This window comes from Prevotella jejuni, from assembly GCF_900187995.1.
Taxonomy (GTDB): Bacteria; Bacteroidota; Bacteroidia; order Bacteroidales; family Bacteroidaceae; genus Prevotella; species Prevotella jejuni.
Window position 1 is genome coordinate 1 of the sequence record NZ_FZNZ01000030.1, and the last position, 21,349, is coordinate 21,349.

The 21,349-nt window shown below is 47.4% G+C and carries 11 protein-coding genes; 5 read left to right on the forward strand and 6 right to left on the reverse strand.

The features are described 5' to 3' along the window. Positions 1-460 precede the first annotated feature (460 nt). Both CHB62_RS10975 and CHB62_RS10985 read left to right on the forward strand, forming a co-directional pair. Positions 461-925 carry a hypothetical protein gene (locus tag CHB62_RS10975; RefSeq protein WP_089366886.1) on the forward strand — a complete coding sequence of 155 codons (465 nt, stop codon included), beginning with the start codon at positions 461-463 and terminating at the stop codon, positions 923-925. A gap of 984 nt (positions 926-1,909) precedes the next feature. Next, the gene (locus CHB62_RS10985; protein ID WP_009010390.1) at positions 1,910-3,457 is read left to right on the forward strand and encodes a sulfatase family protein; all 1,548 of its coding nucleotides are present in this window, start codon (positions 1,910-1,912) and stop codon (positions 3,455-3,457) included. Positions 3,458-4,838: 1,381 nt separating this feature from the next. On the opposite strand, the gene CHB62_RS10990 is transcribed toward CHB62_RS10985, so the two are convergent. The 4 genes from CHB62_RS10990 to CHB62_RS11005 form a co-directional block, all read right to left on the reverse strand. Then, positions 4,839-7,226, reverse strand: a complete 2,388-nt coding sequence (locus CHB62_RS10990) for a TonB-dependent receptor (protein WP_089366888.1) — start codon at positions 7,224-7,226, stop codon at positions 4,839-4,841. A gap of 176 nt (positions 7,227-7,402) precedes the next feature. Further along, a complete protein-coding gene (locus CHB62_RS10995) occupies positions 7,403-8,275 on the reverse strand; it encodes a sigma-70 family RNA polymerase sigma factor (protein ID WP_009010387.1) in 873 nt (290 codons plus the stop codon). A gap of 1,557 nt (positions 8,276-9,832) precedes the next feature. Then, positions 9,833-10,345, reverse strand: a complete 513-nt coding sequence (locus tag CHB62_RS11000; protein WP_141240422.1) for a hypothetical protein — start codon at positions 10,343-10,345, stop codon at positions 9,833-9,835. Positions 10,346-10,807: 462 nt separating this feature from the next. Continuing rightward, positions 10,808-13,312 carry a YfhO family protein gene (locus tag CHB62_RS11005; protein WP_089366889.1) on the reverse strand — a complete coding sequence of 835 codons (2,505 nt, stop codon included), beginning with the start codon at positions 13,310-13,312 and terminating at the stop codon, positions 10,808-10,810. A 106-nt stretch (positions 13,313-13,418) separates the two neighbouring features. On the opposite strand from CHB62_RS11005, the gene CHB62_RS11010 reads away from it, so the two are divergent. The 3 genes from CHB62_RS11010 (at position 13,419) to CHB62_RS11020 (ending at position 15,115) form a co-directional block, all read left to right on the forward strand. Further along, on the forward strand, positions 13,419-14,135 hold the full coding sequence (locus CHB62_RS11010) for a 5'-methylthioadenosine/adenosylhomocysteine nucleosidase (protein ID WP_089366890.1): 717 nt from the start codon (positions 13,419-13,421) through the stop codon (positions 14,133-14,135). A gap of 256 nt (positions 14,136-14,391) precedes the next feature. Then, the gene (locus CHB62_RS11015; protein ID WP_089366891.1) at positions 14,392-14,880 is read left to right on the forward strand and encodes an S-ribosylhomocysteine lyase; all 489 of its coding nucleotides are present in this window, start codon (positions 14,392-14,394) and stop codon (positions 14,878-14,880) included. 46 nt (positions 14,881-14,926) lie between these two features. Next, a complete protein-coding gene (locus CHB62_RS11020) occupies positions 14,927-15,115 on the forward strand; it encodes a hypothetical protein (RefSeq protein WP_176414868.1) in 189 nt (62 codons plus the stop codon). Between the two features lie 1,568 nt (positions 15,116-16,683). On the opposite strand, the gene CHB62_RS11025 is transcribed toward CHB62_RS11020, so the two are convergent. Together CHB62_RS11025 and CHB62_RS11030 are read right to left on the reverse strand one after the other, a co-directional pair. After that, entirely contained in the window at positions 16,684-17,199 is a 516-nt protein-coding gene (locus tag CHB62_RS11025; protein ID WP_089366893.1) for a HutD family protein, read from the reverse strand. A 285-nt stretch (positions 17,200-17,484) separates the two neighbouring features. After that, positions 17,485-21,264 carry an endo-beta-N-acetylglucosaminidase gene (locus tag CHB62_RS11030; RefSeq protein WP_089366894.1) on the reverse strand — a complete coding sequence of 1,260 codons (3,780 nt, stop codon included), beginning with the start codon at positions 21,262-21,264 and terminating at the stop codon, positions 17,485-17,487. Positions 21,265-21,349 lie beyond the last annotated feature (85 nt).

Sequence of the window (21,349 nt, forward strand, 5' to 3'; positions counted from 1 at the left end):
AACGAAAGACCAAGAGAAAAATTAAACTTTTCTACTCCAAAGTGTGAGTTCTTTAAACACGTTTTGTAATTTTGCACTTGCTGGTTGACTCTGCGCGGCCGTCTCCGAACACCCATGACAGGAAATATTCGGTCCAAAGCAAGGCTGTTGTCGATTTTTATTCGTACATTTGTCAAGTCGGTGCTTAGTCTATCTCGCTTGTTTCCAACGCTTAACAAAGCAGGTTTCACTATTCGACAAGCCACCGAACAGTCCTCTTTAGTACCGCTTCTTCTATGTGTTCTCCATTCAGGTCATTGAGGAATTAGGAGGTAAAAAAGTCTTATCAATCTCAGAAACGATGCTGTTTTTATATAGAGTACCACGAAAGTTTCTTATCATTTCGTCGATAATTTGCACGCTCCTTATCACTTTTCTTGTTTGGAAAACGACAAGACCAAAGTACGTATGCACGAACAGCATGGGTCCCGTAGTCGTCGATAGTTGGTTGGATAGGGGCTATAAGATAATCGGGAAATATAAGCTCTTAAATCCACAACCCCTCCCGCTCACGAAGAGCGACTGGCTGTTTATCCACAAGCAGCTCCCTATATGGGTGCGTAAACACTATCCTAATTATCGGCACATGCCCACAATAAGCCAACTGTCCATCGATTCCTTAAAGTCGAACACATCCTATCAATTCACCTTACTCCATGATGGCAAACTATTAGAAGAGGATGTCTACCTCCTTTCATTGCCTTCCTCTAACGTAAACCACCCACTGAAGATCTACATCCCCAAGGCCTCTGTCGCTGACGAAAAGCAACTTACGAAGGACGGCAGATTGGTCAGCAAACCCGTCTTAGTCTATCCCTTCTTAACAGAAGCATGGGAGAGAAACATCAACGAAACAAAGCCCTATGGTATAGGCGACATGTGGTAGAGCACGATATATGGCCTTGATAGCCAACGAGTCCAATCTCTTTTGCCCCTACTCCCACCCCATCTTGTCACTATTCCCACCTCAGCTTGTCACTACGCCAGCACCTACTTGCCACTACACCCAACCCAAACTATCACCACTTCAGTACCTATCTGCCACTACTCTCAACTCAACCTGCTACTACGCAAGCACCTATCTGTCACTACGCAAGCCCAAACTTGTAAACATCTTTCGCATTCCTTATTTCCAACACATGCTTTTCAAGCTTCAAGACCATGCCTTTCTACGTTCGAGAACATGCTCTTCTTGCCGATAGAACACGCCCTTCTTGCCCCTTGAAGAGGCCCTTCTCCAGCGCACCTCATAACCTTCTGATTTCATGTAGTTTATAAGCTCCATAGCAGAAGATATTATACCCCTATTTTACGGATAATCAGCTCACTTCCTTGTAGTGATTTTTCGCATACCTCTTCATCACTCTCTTCAGCAGTAACGCTCTGTGTCATCGGTCGGCCAAAAGGCATTTGAAGCCTCACCCCCAGCCCCTCTCCTATTATCAGCAGGCCAGTAGGGGTAACCTCACATACTACTCCCCTCTCCATTCGGAGAGCGGCTGGGGGTGAGGCCTCTGTGGTCTCTGTATGCCGAAGGCCTTCTGTGGTCTCGAAACAGTGCGCAAAAAGGTTCTGTTAGATCTGTGAGTTCTGTGAGAGAAAAACCTCACCAAGAACTGTGTTAGCAGCCCGATAGGGGTAACCTCACATATCACTCCCCTCTCCATTCGGAGAGGGGCTGGGGGTGAGGCTGCCCTTTCCTATCATCATGAATAAAACCTCCTTTCTCTTTGTACACTATAAAAAAAGTGTTATATTTGCACCAGTAAACCTAAATCAAAGCATTTATGTCTAAATCTACTACTGTCTTCTTGGGTATAAGGAAGCGTGCGCTATACCGCAACAAGTAGAGATAAACAACTTTATATATATGCAAACAAAAGTATTATACGGCTTGACAGGGGCACTGGCAATGGGTGCGGTCGTTCCTGCACAGGCACAGAAGAAACCGATGAACATCGTTTTCATTATGAGCGATGACCATTCGTATCAGACGATCAGTGCGTATGACAAACGGTTTATCAGTACTCCTAACATCGATTGGCTGGCTGATAACGGTGTGAAGTTCCAAGAGAGTTTCGTCGCAAACTCGCTTAGTGGGCCTTCACGTGCATGTATGCTCACTGGTAAACACAGCCATGCTAATGGCTTCACCGACAACACCAAGACCTTTGATGGTAGTCAGCAGACCTTCCCAAAGCTACTTCAAAAGCAGGGCTACCAGACTGCCATGATTGGAAAATGGCATCTCACCTCACTCCCAACAGGCTTTAATTACTGGGACATCCTCATCGGACAGGGCGATTACTACAACCCTGACTTCCTTAGTAATGGGAAGAGAATACGCCGTTCGGGCTATGTCACGAATATTATTGCGGACATGGCGATAGACTGGATGGAGCATAAACGCGATAAGACAAAGCCTTTCTGTCTGCTAATGCACAATAAAGCGCCTCATAGAGTATGGAATCCTGACACTTGCGACTTGCGTCTTTATGACGATGTAACCTATCCGTTGCCTAAAACCTTCTATGATGACTATGCTGGAAGACTTGCTGCTCAGAAGCAGAAGATGAGCATCATAAAGGATATGGACCTTGTTTACGATAATAAGATGGCCGACAAAGAGAACGAGATCCATACTACTACGGGACTTGAACCATGGGGACGTGCGAACTACAACCGCATGTCGCCTTCACAACGTGCACAGTGGGATAGCTATTACGACCCTATCATCAAGAAGTTTAAGGAGGATAAACTCTCTGGTAAGGCACTGGCTGAATGGAAGTATCAACGCTATATGCACGATTACATGCGAGTAATTCATTCTGTCGACCGTAACGTTGGGCGTGTCATTGAATACCTCCGTGAACATAACTTACTGGACAATACAATGATTGTCTACACCTCTGATCAGGGGTTCTACATGGGCGAACATGGATGGTTCGACAAGCGTTTTATGTATGAGGAGTCGTTCCGCACGCCACTATTGATTTACTTCCCTGGGGGTAAGCATGGCGTTATCAACGAGATGGTTCAGAACATCGACTATGCTCCAACATTCCTCGATGTGGCTGGCGCAAAGATACCTTCCGATATACAGGGGCGTTCGTTCCTACCTCTGTTAGAGGGTAAGAAGCCATCAGACTGGCGCAAGTCGCTCTATTATCACTACTACGAATACCCTGCCGAGCACTCTGTTTGCCGCCACTATGGTATCCGTACGAAGCGATACACGCTCATTCATTTCTACAACGATATCGACTCTTGGGAGCTATACGACCTGAAGAAAGACCCAGAACAGATGCATAATATCTACGGGAAACCCGGTACGGAGAAGCTAACAAAGAACTTGAAGAAGCAACTCCTGCAGCTTCAGGTGCAATATAATGACCCTATTCGCAATAAGGGACTATAAGTCTTGAGCGTTAACGCTACTGAGATACCCCTACAAAGAGGCTGACTTACAGTGCACAGCGTGTGTGTGTAAGTGCTCTTGTAGGGGTTTCTTTGTGTCTTATCATGCCTGCCTATCGAGGAAAGGACAGATGGGACGGACTGTGTGAGGACTCTTCTTCCATGAAAAACGCAAGGTTCTGTTACTATGAAATATCTTTACAGACACGTTAACCGAACCACTTAGAAAAGCTCTTCATATCCGTTTATTTGACTATCGTAACCTCCTTACTATCAAAGACTTGAAGGCGTGCTATCAAGAAGGGCATGTTCTACATGCAAGAAGGGCGTCTTCAAGGGGCAAGAAAGGCATGTTCTGCATGCTTGAAAGGCCTTGTCTTGGACAGAGTAAAGGCCCCTGTGGATAGGACAGGTAAACATTCTTTACACGACAGGGAGGGGGGACAGGGTAAAAGGAAGACAGGGTAACATGAGAACAAAGGGTAGTAACAGGGGAATAAGAGACAGAGTAACAAAGGAACGAGGGGTAGTAACAGAGGATGAGGAGACAGGGTAACATGAGAACAAAGGGTAGTAACAGAGGAGGAGGAGACAGAGTAACAAAGGAACAGAGGGTAGTAACAGAGGGAGAGGGGGATTGGAGTGTGTAATGTAGATGAAGGAGAATAACAGAGAGAAGGGAGAAAACAAAAGGAGGGGGTGGGGTTTTGGTGGGATTAGTCAACTCATATCGTGGATTGAGTCAATGTGTTTTGTTTGCTAATCGGGTCGTAATCGGATGGAGAAAATATAAGGATAATAGGTTGCTCATACCCTACTCTACGCAGAGAAAGCATGAGAACAATAAGACAGACTATTTTTGTAGAATATTCTGAAAGCTAAAACGTTTCGCAGATCATGAGGTTTTCTCAATAACAAAAGGCTGAAACGTTACGCAGACTATGAGAGTATCTCAATAACAAAAGGCTGAAACGTTGCGCAGACCATGAGACTCTCTCAATAACAAAAGGCTGAAACGTTGCGCAGACTATGAGAGTATCTCAATAACAAAAGGCTAAAATATTGCGCAGACCATGAGATTTTCTCAATAACAAAAGGCTGAAACGTTGCGCAGACCGTGAGACTCTCTCAATAACAATAGGCCGAAACGTTTCGCAGACCATGAGACTCTCTCAATAACAAAAGTCCGAAGCGTTTTGCAGACTATGAGACTCTCTCAATAACAAAAGTCCGAAACGTTTTGCAGACTATGGGGGTATCTCGGTGATCACGCCCCTCCCTTTGGGGGAGGGGACGGGGGAGGGGCCAGTATCTGGGAGTGTTGGGCCAGTCATCTGGGAGTGTTGGGGCCAGTATCTGGGGCTGTTTTGCTCCCTTCTCCCCTAAAACTCCACAGTGACCCTACCGTTTATTTGTCGGCCAGTGAGGTAGTTTGGCACAGCATACTGCTGTCCGGCGATGTCGGTAACCCAGTAGTATGAGTTGACGTTGTTTATCCCGAAGAGGTTTAAACAGTCTATTCCAAGCCAGATGTTCTTAAAGACTGTATTGCTGCGACCGTCATGGTTGTCTAATAGTCGGTAACTCATACCGATGTCGGCACGCTTATAAGCAGGTGCACGGAAGGTGTTATTCTCCAGTTCCTTGTGTGGTGCAGAGAACGGCAGACCGTCGGCATAGGCCAATTTGAGCGACATACGCCATCGTGTAGTCCCTGGGAAGAAGTCTGTAAAGTATAGGTTTAGCGCATAGCGTTGGTCGGTTGGGAGTGGAATACGCTTACCGTTCAACTTCATACTCGTGTTCATCACGCTAAGTGTCAACCATGAGTCAGCACCCGGAACGAACTCACCAAAGAGCTTGAGGTCGAGGCCTGTGGCATGACCCGAGGCCGTGTTCTCACCGTAATAAGTCACCTTCACATTATCGACCGAGTAAGGAACGAGGTGTGAGAGTGCCTTGTAATAAGCCTCAGCAGTGAACTTAAACGGCCTTCCCATCATCTCGAAGCGATAAGTCATGCCTGCCAACGCATGGATAGACTGCTGTGCTCGTATCTTCTGGTTCAATGTTGCGTAGGTGACACCATTGACGATTGACGTGTCGCGAAGCTCCTTATAGAACGGAGCTTGGTAATAGATGCCCCCTGCAAGACGGAAACTTAGGTTGCGGTTCCTGCCCGGTGTGATTGTCAACGAGGCTCGAGGAGAGAACAAACTCTCCCCATTAAAGTCCCAATGGGCAAAACGTACGCCATAGTTCAGCGTGAACAACGTCGGAACAGAGTCACGTGTTTGGAAGTTCCATGTGTCCTGTAAGTAGCTTTCGAAGCGTTTCGCATTCAGTTCGTTACGAGCCCGAAGCGAATAGATCATCTTTAAGTCGCGCCCAGTATGCGGTACGTTATACCCTGCCGAGTCACGGTATTCATATTCAGCCGAGTTCTCCTTGATGCGTTCGAGCTTATAAGTCACAGCCCCTTCGAGCCTGTGTTTACCCATGCGGTGCTGCATCATCAGTTTCAAACTGCGCACATTCGCATTAAGATAGTCGCGGGAATGCTGCATATACGTACCCACCCCGAGGTTCTCAGACGTCTCCGTCTGTGTGAGCCAATACTGTCCTTGTATGTCATAGCGTTCCTGCTCCTTCGTTGTGAAGGCCGAAGCGAGGAGGGAAAGGTCGGTGTGAGCACTCAAATGGCGTGTGATCGCCAGCGAACCAAAGAATGTTCTAAAGAGGTCACGTTCCTTTCCATCGAAATAGACACGGAACTTCTTGACGTTCTGAAGCGTTCCAAAGTTCGTTTCTCGGTCTTCTGGCTCAAAGTCATAACGGTTTTCTGATATATTACCGATAAAGTCCACCTGCCAACGCTTGTTGGGTTTCCATGAGAGATAAGTCTGATAATCGAGGAACGACGGCCGATACTCGCCCTTAGTCTGTAGTGATCCAAGGAGATAACGATTAGTTTTATAACGCACACCATTGGTCCACGTCAACTTCTTCGTAGCCAGTCCGAGGTAGGCCGAAGCCCCTAAGAGAGAGGCCGAAACCGTTGCCTCGGTCCTCTTCGGCCGTTTATAAGTGATGTCTAAGGCCGAACTCATCTTGTCACCATACTTTGCCTCGAAGCCACCCGATGAGAATCCGATGCTCTCAACCATGTCGGGACTGATAATGGAGAGTCCCTCCTGCTGTCCACTTCGCACTAAGAAAGGGCGGAACACCTCTATGTTATTGATATAGACAGAGTTCTCGTCGAATGTTCCTCCACGCACATTATATTGTGAGGATAGCTCCGAGTGGGTTGAAACACCCGCCTGCGTCTGTACTAACTCTTCGACAGCGTTGCCCGAAGTAGAGGGTCCTTGCTTCGTCTTCTGAACGTCTAACTCCTCCGTCGTACCGTGCTGCTTGGTCTTTCCTTGCACTACCACCTCTTGCAGTTCGTTGTCGTCAGCAAGCTGAACGAGTAGTGTCTGCTTCCCTTTTGGGCGCACGAGAACCCTCGTCTTAGTCCTGTAGCCAATCATAGAGAAGCGCACCTTCACGGAGTCTTCACTCTGTAGTTGCATATTGAACTCACCTTTCAGGTTGGTCATCGACAGTTTTCCTTGCGTAACAACCATCACTGAAGCTAACTCGATAGGGTTCCCATCCTTGTCAGAAACCTTCCCTTGTAGCGTAAATGATTGTGCACCTACTATCTGAGCAGCCACGATGAACAATAGTAGTAATATGTATTTCTGAATGTCCTTACGTCTCATACCTTATATAACGATGGTGTTGTGGTTTTATTGTCCTACTCAGTCGCTTAGAAGAGAAAGACTTATCGCAAAGCTCCCCTCGTCCCTCACGATTCTTCGTCAGCCTAAACAAAAAAAGTGGATGCGCCCTATTCGACACATCCACATCTATCATTAATGTTTTGTTGTAGCCTTTCTTAGCCCAAGTACTTCATGAGTACGCGAGCATTACCGCTCTCACGAATCTTCTCGATAGCCTTCTCACGAATCTGGCGAACACGCTCACGGGTAAGTCCCATCTCTGTTCCAATCTCTTCCAGACCCTTCTCTTGGCATCCGATACCGAAGCATTCGGTGACAATCTTTATCTCTCTATCCTTAAGAGTGTTCTGTAGAACGGCCCGAAGGTCGTCTGACATAGACTCGAAATCGACGCTGCGGTCGGTGCGAGAGTCGTCACCTGACGAGAGCATATCACTCATTGAGTTATCGTCATCATCGCTGAAAGGAGCGTCGATACTCATGTGGTGGTTGTCAGCACTTTGACTTTGACGGATGCGAGCTTCGTCGATACCAGTCAACTCAGCCAACTCGTGGATAGAAGGACGACGGTTGTGTTGCTGCACAAACTCGTTCGTTACCTGGTTAATCTTAGATATAGCACCCACCTGATTGAGCGGTAGTCGCACAATACGGCTCTGCTCAGCAATAGCTTGCAGAATACTTTGACGGATCCACCAGACAGCATACGAGATAAACTTAAAGCCACGAGTCTCATCGAATTTCTCGGCCGCTTTAACCAAGCCAATGTTTCCCTCGTCGATAAGGTCGGTCAGAGAGAGACCTTGGTGTTGGTATTGTTTAGCCACAGAGACGACGAAACGGAGGTTAGCCTTAATCAGTTTCTCCTTCGCGCGTTCGCCTTTTCGGCCGCCCTTATGGATTTCCTGTGCCAGTTCAATCTCCTCGTCAACGGTAATCATCGGCTCACGTCCGATCTCAACAAGGTACTTATCGAGTGCCTCACTGGAACGGTTAGTGATACTTTTTGAAATCTTAAGTTGTCTCATGAATGGTTTACTATTTCCTCCTAAAACTATAGCTGTATTCCGTTATCCTAAGTTGATACGGCTTGCAAAGGTACATATAAATATGTGAATAGCCAAATCTCCGTGCGTTTAGTTGTGCTTTTTTATGCTTTTTTATATGTTTCAAGGAGGGAGGGGGGCTACGAGGCAGTGCCTCGTAGAACCGAAGAGCAGGCGACGAGAGTAGGGACAGCAGGGGTCGGAGGCTACGAGGCAGTGCCTCGTAGAACTGAACAGCTGGGGAGGGAGGAGGGGCCATCACCAGCAGGTGTGCTAATTATGCGAGCAGGAAATGTAAGTTTTTTTCGCTAACCAATCCCTTCTACAATCGAAGGGAAGCCGAGTTTGATACAAGAAGAGGCCCTTCTCCATTCGAGAACATGCCTTTCAACGTTCAAGAAGGGCGTCTTCTTCATGCAAGAAGGGCATATTCTCAAACGCTATACGTAATATGTTGATTTCAAAAACGTTACGTTGCCAATAACAGAGAATAACACACCCCTATTTAGAGGACGTTTAACTCAATAAGGTGTAATATTTTTTTATCACCATATTAACTCTCCTCTTTCACATACATCACACCCATCTTTAGCAGTAACGCTCTGTGAACTCTGTATGCCGAAGGCCTTCTGTGGACTCGAAACTGTGCGCAAGATTGCTCCGTGAACTCTGTGCGCTCTGTGAGAGAAAAAACTCACCAGCGTGAGAGAAAAACCTCACCACGCCCCATGCAAGCAGCCCAATAGGGGTATCTCGGTAATCACTCCCCTTCCCTTCGGGGGAGGGGTTGGGGGAGGGGCCACCATCTTGTGGGCTCGAAACAGTACGCAAAAGGGTTCTGTAAGATCTGTGCGCTCTGTGAGAGAAAAACCTCCCCAGCGAGTTGTTTGTGTGTTGTATCATACAGTGGGAGCGTTCTATTTCTCACAGATTTACACAGATGAACAGAACACACAAAGGCCCACAGAGACATTAAGTCAACCGATTTCACAGAACCTTACAGCCACCTTTAGCAGTAACGCTCTGTGGTATCTGTATGCCGGAGGCGTTCTGTGAGTTCGAAACTGTGCGCAAAAAGGTTCTGTTAAATCTGTGAGATCTGTGAGAGAAAAGACTCCCCAGAATAAGAGAAAGAACTAACCTGCGTGAGAGAAAAAAACTCTCCAGAATAAGAGAAAGAACTAACCAAGAACCGTGTTAGCAGCCCAATAGGGGTAACCTCACATACTAACTACCAGTTGGCCCCTCCCCCGTCCCCTCCCCCGAAGGGAAGGGGCGTGATCACCGAGATACCCCTATGGCTAATCATCAACACCTAACAGCCAACATCCAACACCCTTCGTTAGCTGTAACGTTCTGTGATATCTGTATGCCGGAGGCGTTCTGTGAGATCGAAACAGTGCGCAAAAAAGTTCTGTTAAATCTGTGAGATCTGTGAGAGAAAAAACTCCCCAGAAAGAGAGAAAGAACTAACCAAGAACCGTACAAGCTGCCCAGTAAGGGTAACCTCACATACAAAAAATAAAAGGATTTTCCCTTTTACAACACCACCTTATCCGCTGCTTTCTTCAACGTAGCCAAGAAGTGCACTGCCTCCTCGTGTTGATTTTCATGGAAGACATTGTTTTCGCCCACTTTGAGAACGATGTCGTTACCCTCTTCCCGCTGTATATGTAGTCGTCCACGGCGGTCGAGAACTATCGCTTTCACGTCGTCCATCAACAGATGTACCATGTCCTTCGCATGGTGATCATTATGTCGGATATTATAGAAAGGCGGGATAGCCAAGGCATGGATAGGTACGAGATGCAGTTCATGGCTGTTATAGACCACGAGCACAGGCACATGACGACTAATGATGTTATAGTCGACACGTGTTGACAGGTATCGTTTATCCCGTATGTCAATCTCTGGATAATCCTTTTCGATAAAGCGCATTGCCGCAGCAGCATACCGTCCCCTACTCTTTCTACCCACATAACGTGCGTAGAGCACCATTAGACAAATGATAATAATTGCCACAACAGGGATTAGAAACATATATGTATCCATAATCATAAATGTGTTTATTTTGTTAACAGGCGTACTACTCATTGCAATCCCCACAAGGACACCATAGTACGCCCTATCTGTTTATTATCCTGACTCATCGTTACTCCTCTCCAAGGCGCAACTCATAACAGTGGACGCCACAGCCGATACAACCCACAACAGGCCCTTGCAACACGTATCCACCTTATTTTATATATAGCCATCCACCCACATCAGTTCGCCACCCGACCGTAAGCTACAGGCCTATACCTTATCATATATATAGCCGCAAAGCCTATGCTTGAGCCATCACGACATCAATCTACGCCCATCTCATCACCGACCACCGTTCACACCCACCCCTTCCAATCCTTAAGAGGACCTAAGGGGTATCTCGGTGATCACTCCCCTCCCTACAGGGGAGGGGACGGGGGAGGGGCCAGTTCTTGGGTGTTGGGGCACCCCCTTGGCTGTTGCTTGTTGTTATTTCCCCCTCTTCTTCCACTCTACATACCCAGCGCCAGCGATGGCGAGGAGCAAGATCACGATAGCGATATAGGCGATTGTCTCAGTGGTAGAGATACTTGTTGGGTGGAAATCGAGCACCACAGTGTGTTTACCCGGCTTCACACTCACAGCACGGAGGATATAGTTTACACGTCCAATCTCGGCAGGTTGTCCATCGATAGTTGCCTTCCAACCCGGGTAGTAGACCTCAGAGAAGACTACCACACCGCCGTTGCGTGATGAAACAGTGTACTGCAGGTTGTTTGGTTCATACTTATCAAGCTTAACGAAGGCCGTTGAGTCGTTTGCCTTCGCCTGTCCTAACGCTGCTTCAAACTTCTTATCAGCAACCGCCTCATGGCGTACATCGATCTTACCAACCGCTGCATACTCCGCATTAGCATCGTCGACAAAGGTTAGTTTATCGACAAACCAACCGTTACCCTGTGCGTATGGGTTCAGTAGAGGAGCTGTTTGACCACCCTGCAAAGGTAAGATAAAGTACTTCGTGTTCAACATGTTCAGCACAGGGAAGGTCTTCACACCATCCACCGCACGCATGTTACCACCCGTAGCAGCAATGGCCTGCATCGTCTTCTGCATCTCCGGAGCAATGTAAGCATCGATCATCTCTTGATAACGACGGAGCTTAGCAGGGTGATAACCACCGATACTCTTGTGGAAGTAAGAGGTCTCGTTCTCGTTAAAAGTATTCGAAGCAAAATTCAGTACACGATAGTCAAGGCTCTTGTCCTTATCTATCTCCGTGTCAGCAGCCGTTGGCTGTTGTGGCATATCACGTTCGCTCTTCGGTACAAACATCTCGTCATTGAGGTAGCGCTTGTCCACCTGCCACATATCCACAAGACAAAGCACTAACAGAGCGGCCACCATATAGTCGGCACGGAGCTTCTTCATCTTATAAACGAAGAGCAGGGCAAAGCCGATGAGGATGATGACAACCGAACGCCAAGCGTCAGCGCTGACCATAGCCGCACGCATCGTAGAGATGTTAGAAAGGATAGTACCAGCCGTGTTAGCGTCCATTCCCTGCACACTACCAAGCATTTGGCGTTCCTGATCGCTCACAAACGGACCCATCATATCGGGGAACAAAGCCACTAAGAAGGCCACACCAGCTGTCAGAGCAAGGCTGATATAAGCATACTTCATCTTCTTTCCCAAGAGGTCGGGCTCGTCCACGAGGCGTTTCAACGTCAGGGCAGCCAAGAGAGGGATAGTAAATTCGGCAATGACAAGGATACTCGCCACCGTTCGGAACTTTGCATACATCGGTATATAGTCGAGGAAGAAGTTCGTGAAGCCCATGAAGTTATGTCCCCATGAGAGTAGGATAGACAGTACGGTGGCTGCCACAAGGGCCCATTTCGTAGCCCCCTTCACCAAGAAGAGGCCTAAGATGAAGAGGAAGAGGACGAACGCACCGACATAGACAGGGCCGCTCGTACCCGGTTGTGTACCAAAGTATTGTGGGAAAGCATCGTAGAGTTGCGGTATCATCGACTGCACCTGTGGGTCAGCCTTAGCCATTGCCGTCTCGCTCTTACTAAGAGGAACACTCGCCCCGCCCTTTGCGTCGGGCACAAGTAAGGTCATTGTCTCATCAATACCGTAGCTCCATTGCGTGATATAGTCACGGTCTAAGCCCGAACTCGTCTGGTTGGCTCCATCGGCTTTCAGCAACTCGCTCTTGCCACGCATACTCTCTTTCTGATACTGCCAGGTGTGATAAAGGCTTGAGAGATTGATTAATACACCAATCAAAGCAGCTACCGCCAACACGCCCGTAGCCTTAAGGAAGCCCATAAGCTGCTTCTGTCGAACAGCTTGAACAAGGTAGGCAATGACCATAAAGAGTATGATGAACAGATAATAATAGGTCATCTGCACATGGTTAGCCTTCACCTCAAAGGCGGTGAAGATGGCTGTCACGATGAAACCAGACAGGTAACGCCCTCGATAAGCCAGTACTATACCCGCTATCATAGGCGGCAGATAGGCCAAAGCCATTACCTTCCAGAGGTGACCAGCAGCTATGATAATAAGGAAATAGGACGAGAAAGCCCACATGACACTGCCCAATGCGGCCAGAGACTGGCGGAAGTCGAAGGCTCTCAAGAGGATATAAAAACCCAAGAGATAGGCAAAGAGGAACCATACATTCTCTGGTAACCATAGGTGATAAGCGTTCATCACCTGCGACAAGCCGTCGGTCGACTGATAAGAAGGCGACATCTGATAGGTAGGCATACCGCCGAAGATAGAGTTTGTCCAGCGTGTTGTCTCCCCTGTACGGTTCTGATACTCTGTCAATTCCTGCGCCGAGCCGACACCAGCTGAGGCGTCATGGCGATAGAGAATCTTACCCTGAGTGACGGGAACAAAGAAGTATGCGAACGAGATGAGCGCAAACACCACCACTACCACTACATCGGGTAGATATCTTTTCCAAGTTTTCATTCTTATTTATTTTACTTTTGTCGGATGTACAAGATAATGTTTGCAAAGATACAAAAAACTAATAACTTACAATATTCAGCTTCTAACTTTTTCGTACCTTTGCACTATGAAAATAGGAATCATCGTTGCGATGGACAAAGAGTTCGAGCAACTTAAAGCTATTTTGGCTCATTCTCAGACGGAGCATTTCAATCATAAAGACTTCGTCTCAGGCCAGTTGGGAGAGAAGACTGTCATCCTTCAGCAGTGTGGTATTGGTAAGGTGAACGCAGCCATCGGTGCTGTCGAGATGATTAATCGCTTTCATCCCGACTTGATCATCTCCAGTGGCTGTGCTGGTGGGGCTGACACATCGTTAGAGGTGACTGATGTTGTGGTGGCGAAGGAGTGTGCCTACCACGATGCCTACTGTGGCGACGAGGTTGCCTACGGTCAGATTATCGGTATGCCATCACGCTTCAAGGCTCCTGTGAAGCTCATCGAACGGGCATTGTCACTGAACAGTCAGACCGACGGTGAGGGTCTTCACATCAAAGCCGGACTAACCGTAAGTGGCGAGTGGTTTGTCAACTCACGTGAGAAGATGCGTGAGATAATGGCGCATTTCCCTGAGGCAACGGCCGTCGACATGGAGAGTTGTGCCATTGCGCAGGTATGCCATATCTATCAGACACCGTTTGTCTCCTTCCGTGTCATCAGTGATGTACCGCTCAAAGACCATAAAGCCAGCCAGTACTACGACTTCTGGGAGCGTATCGCAAACGGTAGCTTCGAGGTTACAAGGCGCTTTGTAGAGGGGATTGAAGCAGGTGATGGGTGCTGAGTGATGGGGTGTTATTAGCCTTATTGGGCTTATTGGGCCTATTGGCCTTATTGGCCTTATTAGCTTTATTGGGTTATTGGCCCTATTTGCCCCATTGGCCTTATTAGCCCAATAGCCTTATTAGCCCTATTGGCCTTATTGGCCCTATTAGCCCCATCGGCCTTATTAGCCCAATAGCCTTATTGGCCCTATTAGCCTCATTGGCCTTATTAGCCCAATAGCAACAATCAAATTAAGAATCAAAAAACAAAAGACAATGAATAAAATTCCTTCCTTCACCATCGACCACGAGCGACTGCTGCGTGGCATTTACGTAAGTCGTAAGGACGAGGTGGGCAACGAGACCGTTACTACCTTCGATATCCGAATGAAAGAACCAAACCGAGAACCAGTATTGCATGTCGGTGCTATCCATGCTATCGAACACTTGGCTGCCACCTTCCTACGCAACGATCCCGAGTGGAAAGACCGTGTTATCTACTGGGGACCAATGGGTTGCTTGACGGGTAACTACCTCATCCTTCGTGGTGACTTGGCCTCAAAAGATGTCGTAGACCTCATGCGTCGCACCTTCCAGTTCGTTGCCGACTTCGAAGGCGACATCCCTGGTGCTGCGCCACGCGACTGTGGTAACTACCTCCTCCACGACCTCCCCATGGCTAAATGGGAGTCACGAAAATTCCTTACTGAGGTGCTCAATAATATAACTGACGCTAATCTCAATTATCCAGAGAAGGAGGAATAAGGATTGGACTGGGTCAGTTGACGAGTTGACGGTATCAGTTGACAAGTTGACAAGCAGACAAGTTGACGAGTTAATGGTGTCAGTTGGCGAGTTGACAGAGTCAGTTGACAAGTTTACAGGGTCAGTTGACAAGTTAACAAGCGGACAAGTTGACGAGTTGATGGTATCAGTTGACGACTTGACAGAGTCAGTTGACAAGTTAACAAGCGGACAAGTTGACGAGTTGACTGGGTAGTAGACGAGTTAACAAGTTAATTGTTCAAACAGGAAAGGAGTTTACAAGTAAACGAGTGAACAAGCTGTTTCTATGAAATAGCAGGCTATCAACACACCCGCTTCCGCCCCCCTTCCCTATCAAAGAGCAGGATATAAAAGGAAATAGCAGGCTATCAATACACCCACATCCGCCCCCCTTCCCTATCAAAGAGCAGGATATAAAAGGAAGTAGCAGGCAATCAATACACCCACGTCCGCACATCTTCCAAGCCAAAGGATAGGGCGTAAAAAGTAGTAGCGGACGAGGGGGAATGTAAATTCTTTTCACCCCCTCCTAACGAACACATGCCTTTCATGCGTCAAGAACACGCCCTTCTCCCACCAAGAACATGCCCTTCTTGCTGCTTGAAGACGCCCCTCTTGCTGCTTATTAGGCCTCCTCTTCTTCCTCCACCACAACCCCCTGAATTCCTGTTAGTTGTAGATTCTATTCTCATTTATATCCCCCTCATCAATTAAGTGTTCTTCCATAGTAATTTGTCAGGGTTTTTCATAAAAACAAGAAAAGCACATGGGACTCTCTACCGACACAGTTAACACACACAACAAGTCGTTAGGGGCCATCTCTCACAGATGACACAGAACAGTGGGAACACGCAGATAAGATACTAGCTCCCTCCCTCGTCCTCTCCCGCAAAGCGAAGGGGAGTGATTACCGAGATACCGCTATAAGAAAGAGCCTCACCCCCAACCCCTCTCCGAATGGCGAGGGGAGTAATCGCCGAGATGCCCCTATAAAAAGGATGTAGGCTTCATTATGTTCTTTGTTGGCAGTCTTGTAGGGGTAACCTCACATACTACGCCCCTCCCTGCGGGGGAGGGGTTGGGGGAGGGGCCACCTCCTCATGGTCTCGAAACGTGCGCAAAAAGGCTCCGTGAACTCTGTGTGCTCTGTGAGAGAAAAAACTCTCCACTGCGAGTATCCAACAATCTTTCTCTCACAGAAAAACACAGATGAACAGAACACACAGCATTCCACAGAGACATTAAGTCAACCGATATCACAGAGCGTTACAGCTAATGTTAGTTGAAAGGCCTCTGTGAACTCTGTATGCCGGAGGCCTTCTGTGGGCTCGAAACTGCACGCAAAAATGCTCAGTGAACTCTGTGCGCTCTGTGAGAGAAAAAACTCCCCAGCGAGTCTCAAAATGTTCTTTCTCTCACAGAAGAACACAGAAGAACAGAACACACAGCATTCAAAGCAAGTAGTGGCCCCTCCCCCTTCCCCTCCCCCAAAGGGAGGGGCGTGATCACCGAGATACCCCTATAAGAAGGACGAAGGCTTCATGTAGTCCCTTAAACATATCAACAATGGCTATAACGTTCTGTGACCTCTGTATGCCGGAGGCCTTCTGTGAGTTCGAAACTGTGCGCAAAAAGGTTCTGTTAATTCTGTGAGTTCTGTGAGAAAAAACCTCATCAGCGTGAGAGAAAGACCTCACCACGCCCCATACAAGCAGCCCAATAGGGGTAACCTCACATACTACTCCCCTCGCCATTCGGAGAGGGGTTGGGGGTGAGGCCACATTATCCCCCTACCCTCACCACGACCGCCTTACCTTCTAAGGAGAAAGGGCCATCGAGGAGGACTGTATCGTGTCGGTGGATGGGAATGGCATTGACGCAGCAATCCTCAAGGGCAAAGAGGATCGTGCGACGGCTGTCAACGAAGGATTCGTCTGACAAGATACGAGCATCGACAGTCACACCATGGCGCACAATGACATTGAAGTCCACTGCACCCGGCGTATTCTCCGAACAGACACGTTCGTGTCCTTCAAACTCATACAGGGCATTGTGGGACAGCGCAATACGTTGATTATCTTTTATCAGTGTAATCTCACCTTCCAAAGGTAGGATATAACGTGTGAAACCAGAGAAGTCAGAGAACTCGCTCTCCACGCTGTCAATAATGGCCGAAGAGATACGCACGTCAAAACACCGTGCCGACAAATCACCATCAGAAGGTGATATAAACACCTGGCGTGTGACTCCACCCTCCCACGTCGACGTCTTGTAATTTGATTGAGTGATTATTTCCATAATATAATAAAAGGAGAACAACAAGTCACAACAAGCCACAAACAATCACAACCGGCCCCTCCCCCGATCCCTCCTCCAAAGGAAGGAGAGTAGAATGCATGATACTCCTATTAGTTAGGAAATGTCCTTCTGCCATTCATAAGCAAGTTGTTCCCAGTACTTCCCATCTGTCAGTAAAGATTAGTTCACTGGAGAATCGCATCCCCTATTATTGGGGTATCTCACATTTCACTCCCCTCCCTATGGGGGAGGGGCAAGGGGGAGGGGCCAGTCGTGGTTGCCTTTCTACTTCTTCACAACCTTCACAGTCTTGTAAACCTTACCATTTTTAAGCACCTGAACGAGGTACATACCCTTTGTGCCAGTGATAGCTACGTTAACGACCTGACCCTGTGCAGCCTCAAAGCTATTGCTCTGGAGGAGTGCGCCAGTAGTACCGAGCACGTTGATTGTGTAGCGACCATTTTCAGCAAAGCGCATGTTTACGCTCTCAACGAATGGGTTAGGATAAACAGAGAAGCCAAGCTGAGCATCAACTGCATCGATAGCGTTAGCCTCAGAGGTAATCTCAACGATTTCCTCTACTGTCTTCTCAGCTTCGCCCCAGCCGTTCTTCAACTTCAAGGTTACATTCTTCTTACCAGGAGCAGCATAGGTAACGACAGCTGTCTTATCAGTAGATGAAGAGATAACACCATCGCCCAAAGTCCAAGTAGGAACTGTCTTAATCTCGTATGTACCGACAACACCAGGGAAGCCTAATACATCGTTGTTTGGCTTCTGGTCAACATAAGAAGCACCAGAGGTATTCTCGCCACCGCTACCAGCAACAACGACAACAGAACCGTCATAGTTTCTACCAGCAGTACCGAGGTTCTTAAACTTCAAACCGTCAACCTCCTCAAAGGTGAAGTAAGCCTTCAAGTCAGCAGGAACTTCGCCTTCCTTGTAGCCCTTCATCGCCTGTAATACCTCATCGTCGGTAAGTGGTCTGTTCCAAACCTGCACCTCATCAATGACACCATTGAAGCCACTCTTATAGACACCACCACCACCGATGAAGATGTCGGCTACCTGACTGATATCAATACGTCCGTCGGTACGTACTACATCCTCACGACGCTTAGACTCAGTGAAGCTATGGTCAGCCACCTTACGACCGTTGAAGTAGATCTTCTGCATATTGCCTTCATCCTGTGTTACGACGATATGGTTCCATACACCAGGAGTAACATTGTAACCAGTAGACATCACATCCTCGTAAGGATTATCGTGAGCTGTCCAACCCATAGTGTTGAACGAAATCTCATTCGCTTCATGCTTCGTTCTATGACCCTGCCACTCTGGACGGATAGTTACCCAAAGGTCACCCCAGTTGTTATGTGGCCACTTGTCATGGATAGAGTTCTTATTGATAAGGTTTGTACCCTGACTATCATGGCTGAACTTGTCTGCCTTGAACCAGAGAGCGTATGAATAAGACTTACCCTGCTGAACATCACCAGGGATGCGGAACATCTTAGGGTCAGTAATCTCAAGACCACGTGACGCCTTACCCTCACCGAGACGACCCTCGTAAGTGTAAGTTACGTTCTTACCTACCTTCTCTGTTGTCTTGTCAGCAGTGATATCAGTAATCTGAGGAACAGCACCTGTAGCCTCTGGCGTAACCTTTACCTTACCACGGATGATACTTTCCTTGCCATTGCTATCCATAACAACGAGGTCGTATGTACCCTCTGTTGGAACAGCAAACTTTGCACTTGTACCGCTTTCGCCCTGAGCAACAACAGCACCAGTTACCGCATTCTTCAACTTCCATGACTGAGCAGCAGGAACCATGTCATCAAGATACTTGAGTGTGAACTCCTCGTTTGGCTTGATAACAGGACGGTCAGCAACGACATCGCTCAATGGCTGGTCGTAAGCAACCTCCTTATACTCTGACCAAACAATGTCAGAACCCTTCTTACCATCAGGAGATACGGCACGTACACCGAAACGGCAGTCGCGCTTGTCAGCACCTGATACCATTGGAGCATCAACAACGTATGCAGCCCAAGAGGTAGTAGCGGTAAGCAACTGCACTGGCTGGTCTTTCTGTTGGAAGTAGATTTCATAATACCATGTACCTACCTCATCGTTATAAGTCTTCTCCCAGCCTGATTCTTCCTTAGAAGCATACTGCATCTTGAAGTCACAAGCGTTGTAACGACCACGGAGAATCTCAACCTTCTTGATAGTTGGAGTGGCTGTAGCAAAGTCTTTTGCATTGTCGCGGAGCGCCATCTCACCAACACGCAACTCATAATTGGCAGGAGTATTCTCAACAACAAGACCCATCATCGCTACCTTATCACCTGCAGCCAAACCTAAGTCTGAAGCCTTTACGCTGAAAGTCTTCCACTCGCCTACTGTCTCAACAGCAGGCAATGCCACCTCCTTATACTCGGTGACGTGGTCCTTCAGGGCTACAAAGAACTTAGCATGTGTGTCCTTGTCGGCGATAGTCTTATAGGTAACAGAGAACTCATAGTCTGGCTTTACCTCAAGCATTGTCTTAAAGAGTTTCACACGTGAGAATGCAGTCTGCCCAGAGATAGACAAACATGAGCCACCCCAGTAAGCATCATCGAAGGTAAGTTCTGCTTTTGCAAGGCTATTGATATTCCCTGTGTTTACCTGATCAGCACCGTCAGTAATCCACCAACGCCATGTTGGCATGTAATCCTGCGTATTGAGGTTGTACCACTTGTGGTTGAAGGTAACCTTACCATCCTTGCGGAAGCTCAAACCATTACCAAGGTTAAAGCGTGAAACGAATGGAACCTGCTGGATAGTAGACTTCGCTGTGAGGAAGGTTGCAAGTCCGTGGAAGCTCTTTAAGCTTGCATTTGCCAAATTACAATCTGTATTGATGTCTGGTAACAGACCTGGATTGTTATATCCACCACTAAACATAAGCTCCTGCTTCTTCAGATAAGTCTTCTGAATAGCAATGTCAGATGTACCATTGTCGGTAGCACTCTGGTGGATAAGGCTCTGCTTGTGAGCGCCCCAGAAACCAATTGAGATATCATTGTCTAACAATGCACTCCAACTTGGCTGGCGCAAACCACGACCTTGAATATCAAAGCCTGCATAATAATCGAAGCTGCTACGACCCAAACGCTTAGCTGTACTTACAGAGCCACTCAAATGATTTGGACCCCAGTTGTAGTTAGCAAAGAGCATATCGGTAGCAATGTTGTCCTTATCACCAAAGATTTTTTGGTTATGATAACCTAAACCACCATCAAAGTGGATATGTCCATCATCACCTGTACCATCGTACCAATGTACTTCAAACTTCCAGTTAATCTTCTCTGCTTCTTTATGACATGCCACAAAGAAGTCGCTTAATAAAGTCATAGAAGACGCACTGGTATGGAACTCAGAGTTAAAACCAATACCATTGATACCATAAAACTTCATCATACGAACCAATGGCTCTGCATAGACGAACTTACCGTTCTTCTTCTGAGTAAGCTGGTATAAAATTCGACCATAGTTGTCATAGCTCCAACGACTTGGGTAAACCGTATTGCCGTAAGGTATAGACATCACACAGCCCACGGTAACACCGTTCTTATGAGCAACATCAGTCAGACCTGCGGTAGAACGAATCCATGGTGAAGTCCAGTTTCCGTGGATGTCAATATATGACCACAGACTGAAGTTATCGCCCTCAAAGCAATAACGAGGAAGCGCCTTCCACTGAGCGGTAGGGTCGTCAAGCGGTGTCCACAGACACATCTTACGATCGCGCTTCACGCCTTGGCGCACCTGATAGTCACCGTCCTTAATACGCTCGAGTGGGCGAACACGTGAGATAAAGAACTGGTCGTCAATCTCGCTGACGCCCTGTGGTTGCTTCATCTCGCCTTTCAACCACGCTTCAAGGTAGTTTGGCAGGTTTTCAAACTTAGCATCCTGGATGTCCAATGGATGTGTTGGCGTACGCTGTGCACTCACAGTGAGGCAGCTTGCCAATGCCAAGGATGCAAATAAAGTAATCCTTTTCATGAATAATAAATGTTTAGTTTATAAATAATTTTAGGTTTATACAGCTATAAGCATATAACTATATAAGGTTTGTCTCTGTTTAGCA

Coding starts and splice junctions, on each gene's coding strand:
- CHB62_RS11015 (WP_089366891.1), top strand. CDS start 14,392: ATGAATAAAATTCCTTCCTTCACCATCGACCACGAGCGACTGCTGCGT.
- CHB62_RS11025 (WP_089366893.1), bottom strand. CDS start 17,199: ATGGAAATAATCACTCAATCAAATTACAAGACGTCGACGTGGGAGGGT.
- CHB62_RS11010 (WP_089366890.1), top strand. CDS start 13,419: ATGAAAATAGGAATCATCGTTGCGATGGACAAAGAGTTCGAGCAACTT.
- CHB62_RS11000 (WP_141240422.1), bottom strand. CDS start 10,345: ATGGATACATATATGTTTCTAATCCCTGTTGTGGCAATTATTATCATT.
- CHB62_RS10985 (WP_009010390.1), top strand. CDS start 1,910: ATGCAAACAAAAGTATTATACGGCTTGACAGGGGCACTGGCAATGGGT.
- CHB62_RS11030 (WP_089366894.1), bottom strand. CDS start 21,264: ATGAAAAGGATTACTTTATTTGCATCCTTGGCATTGGCAAGCTGCCTC.
- CHB62_RS10975 (WP_089366886.1), top strand. CDS start 461: ATGGGTCCCGTAGTCGTCGATAGTTGGTTGGATAGGGGCTATAAGATA.
- CHB62_RS11005 (WP_089366889.1), bottom strand. CDS start 13,312: ATGAAAACTTGGAAAAGATATCTACCCGATGTAGTGGTAGTGGTGGTG.
- CHB62_RS10990 (WP_089366888.1), bottom strand. CDS start 7,226: ATGAGACGTAAGGACATTCAGAAATACATATTACTACTATTGTTCATC.
- CHB62_RS10995 (WP_009010387.1), bottom strand. CDS start 8,275: ATGAGACAACTTAAGATTTCAAAAAGTATCACTAACCGTTCCAGTGAG.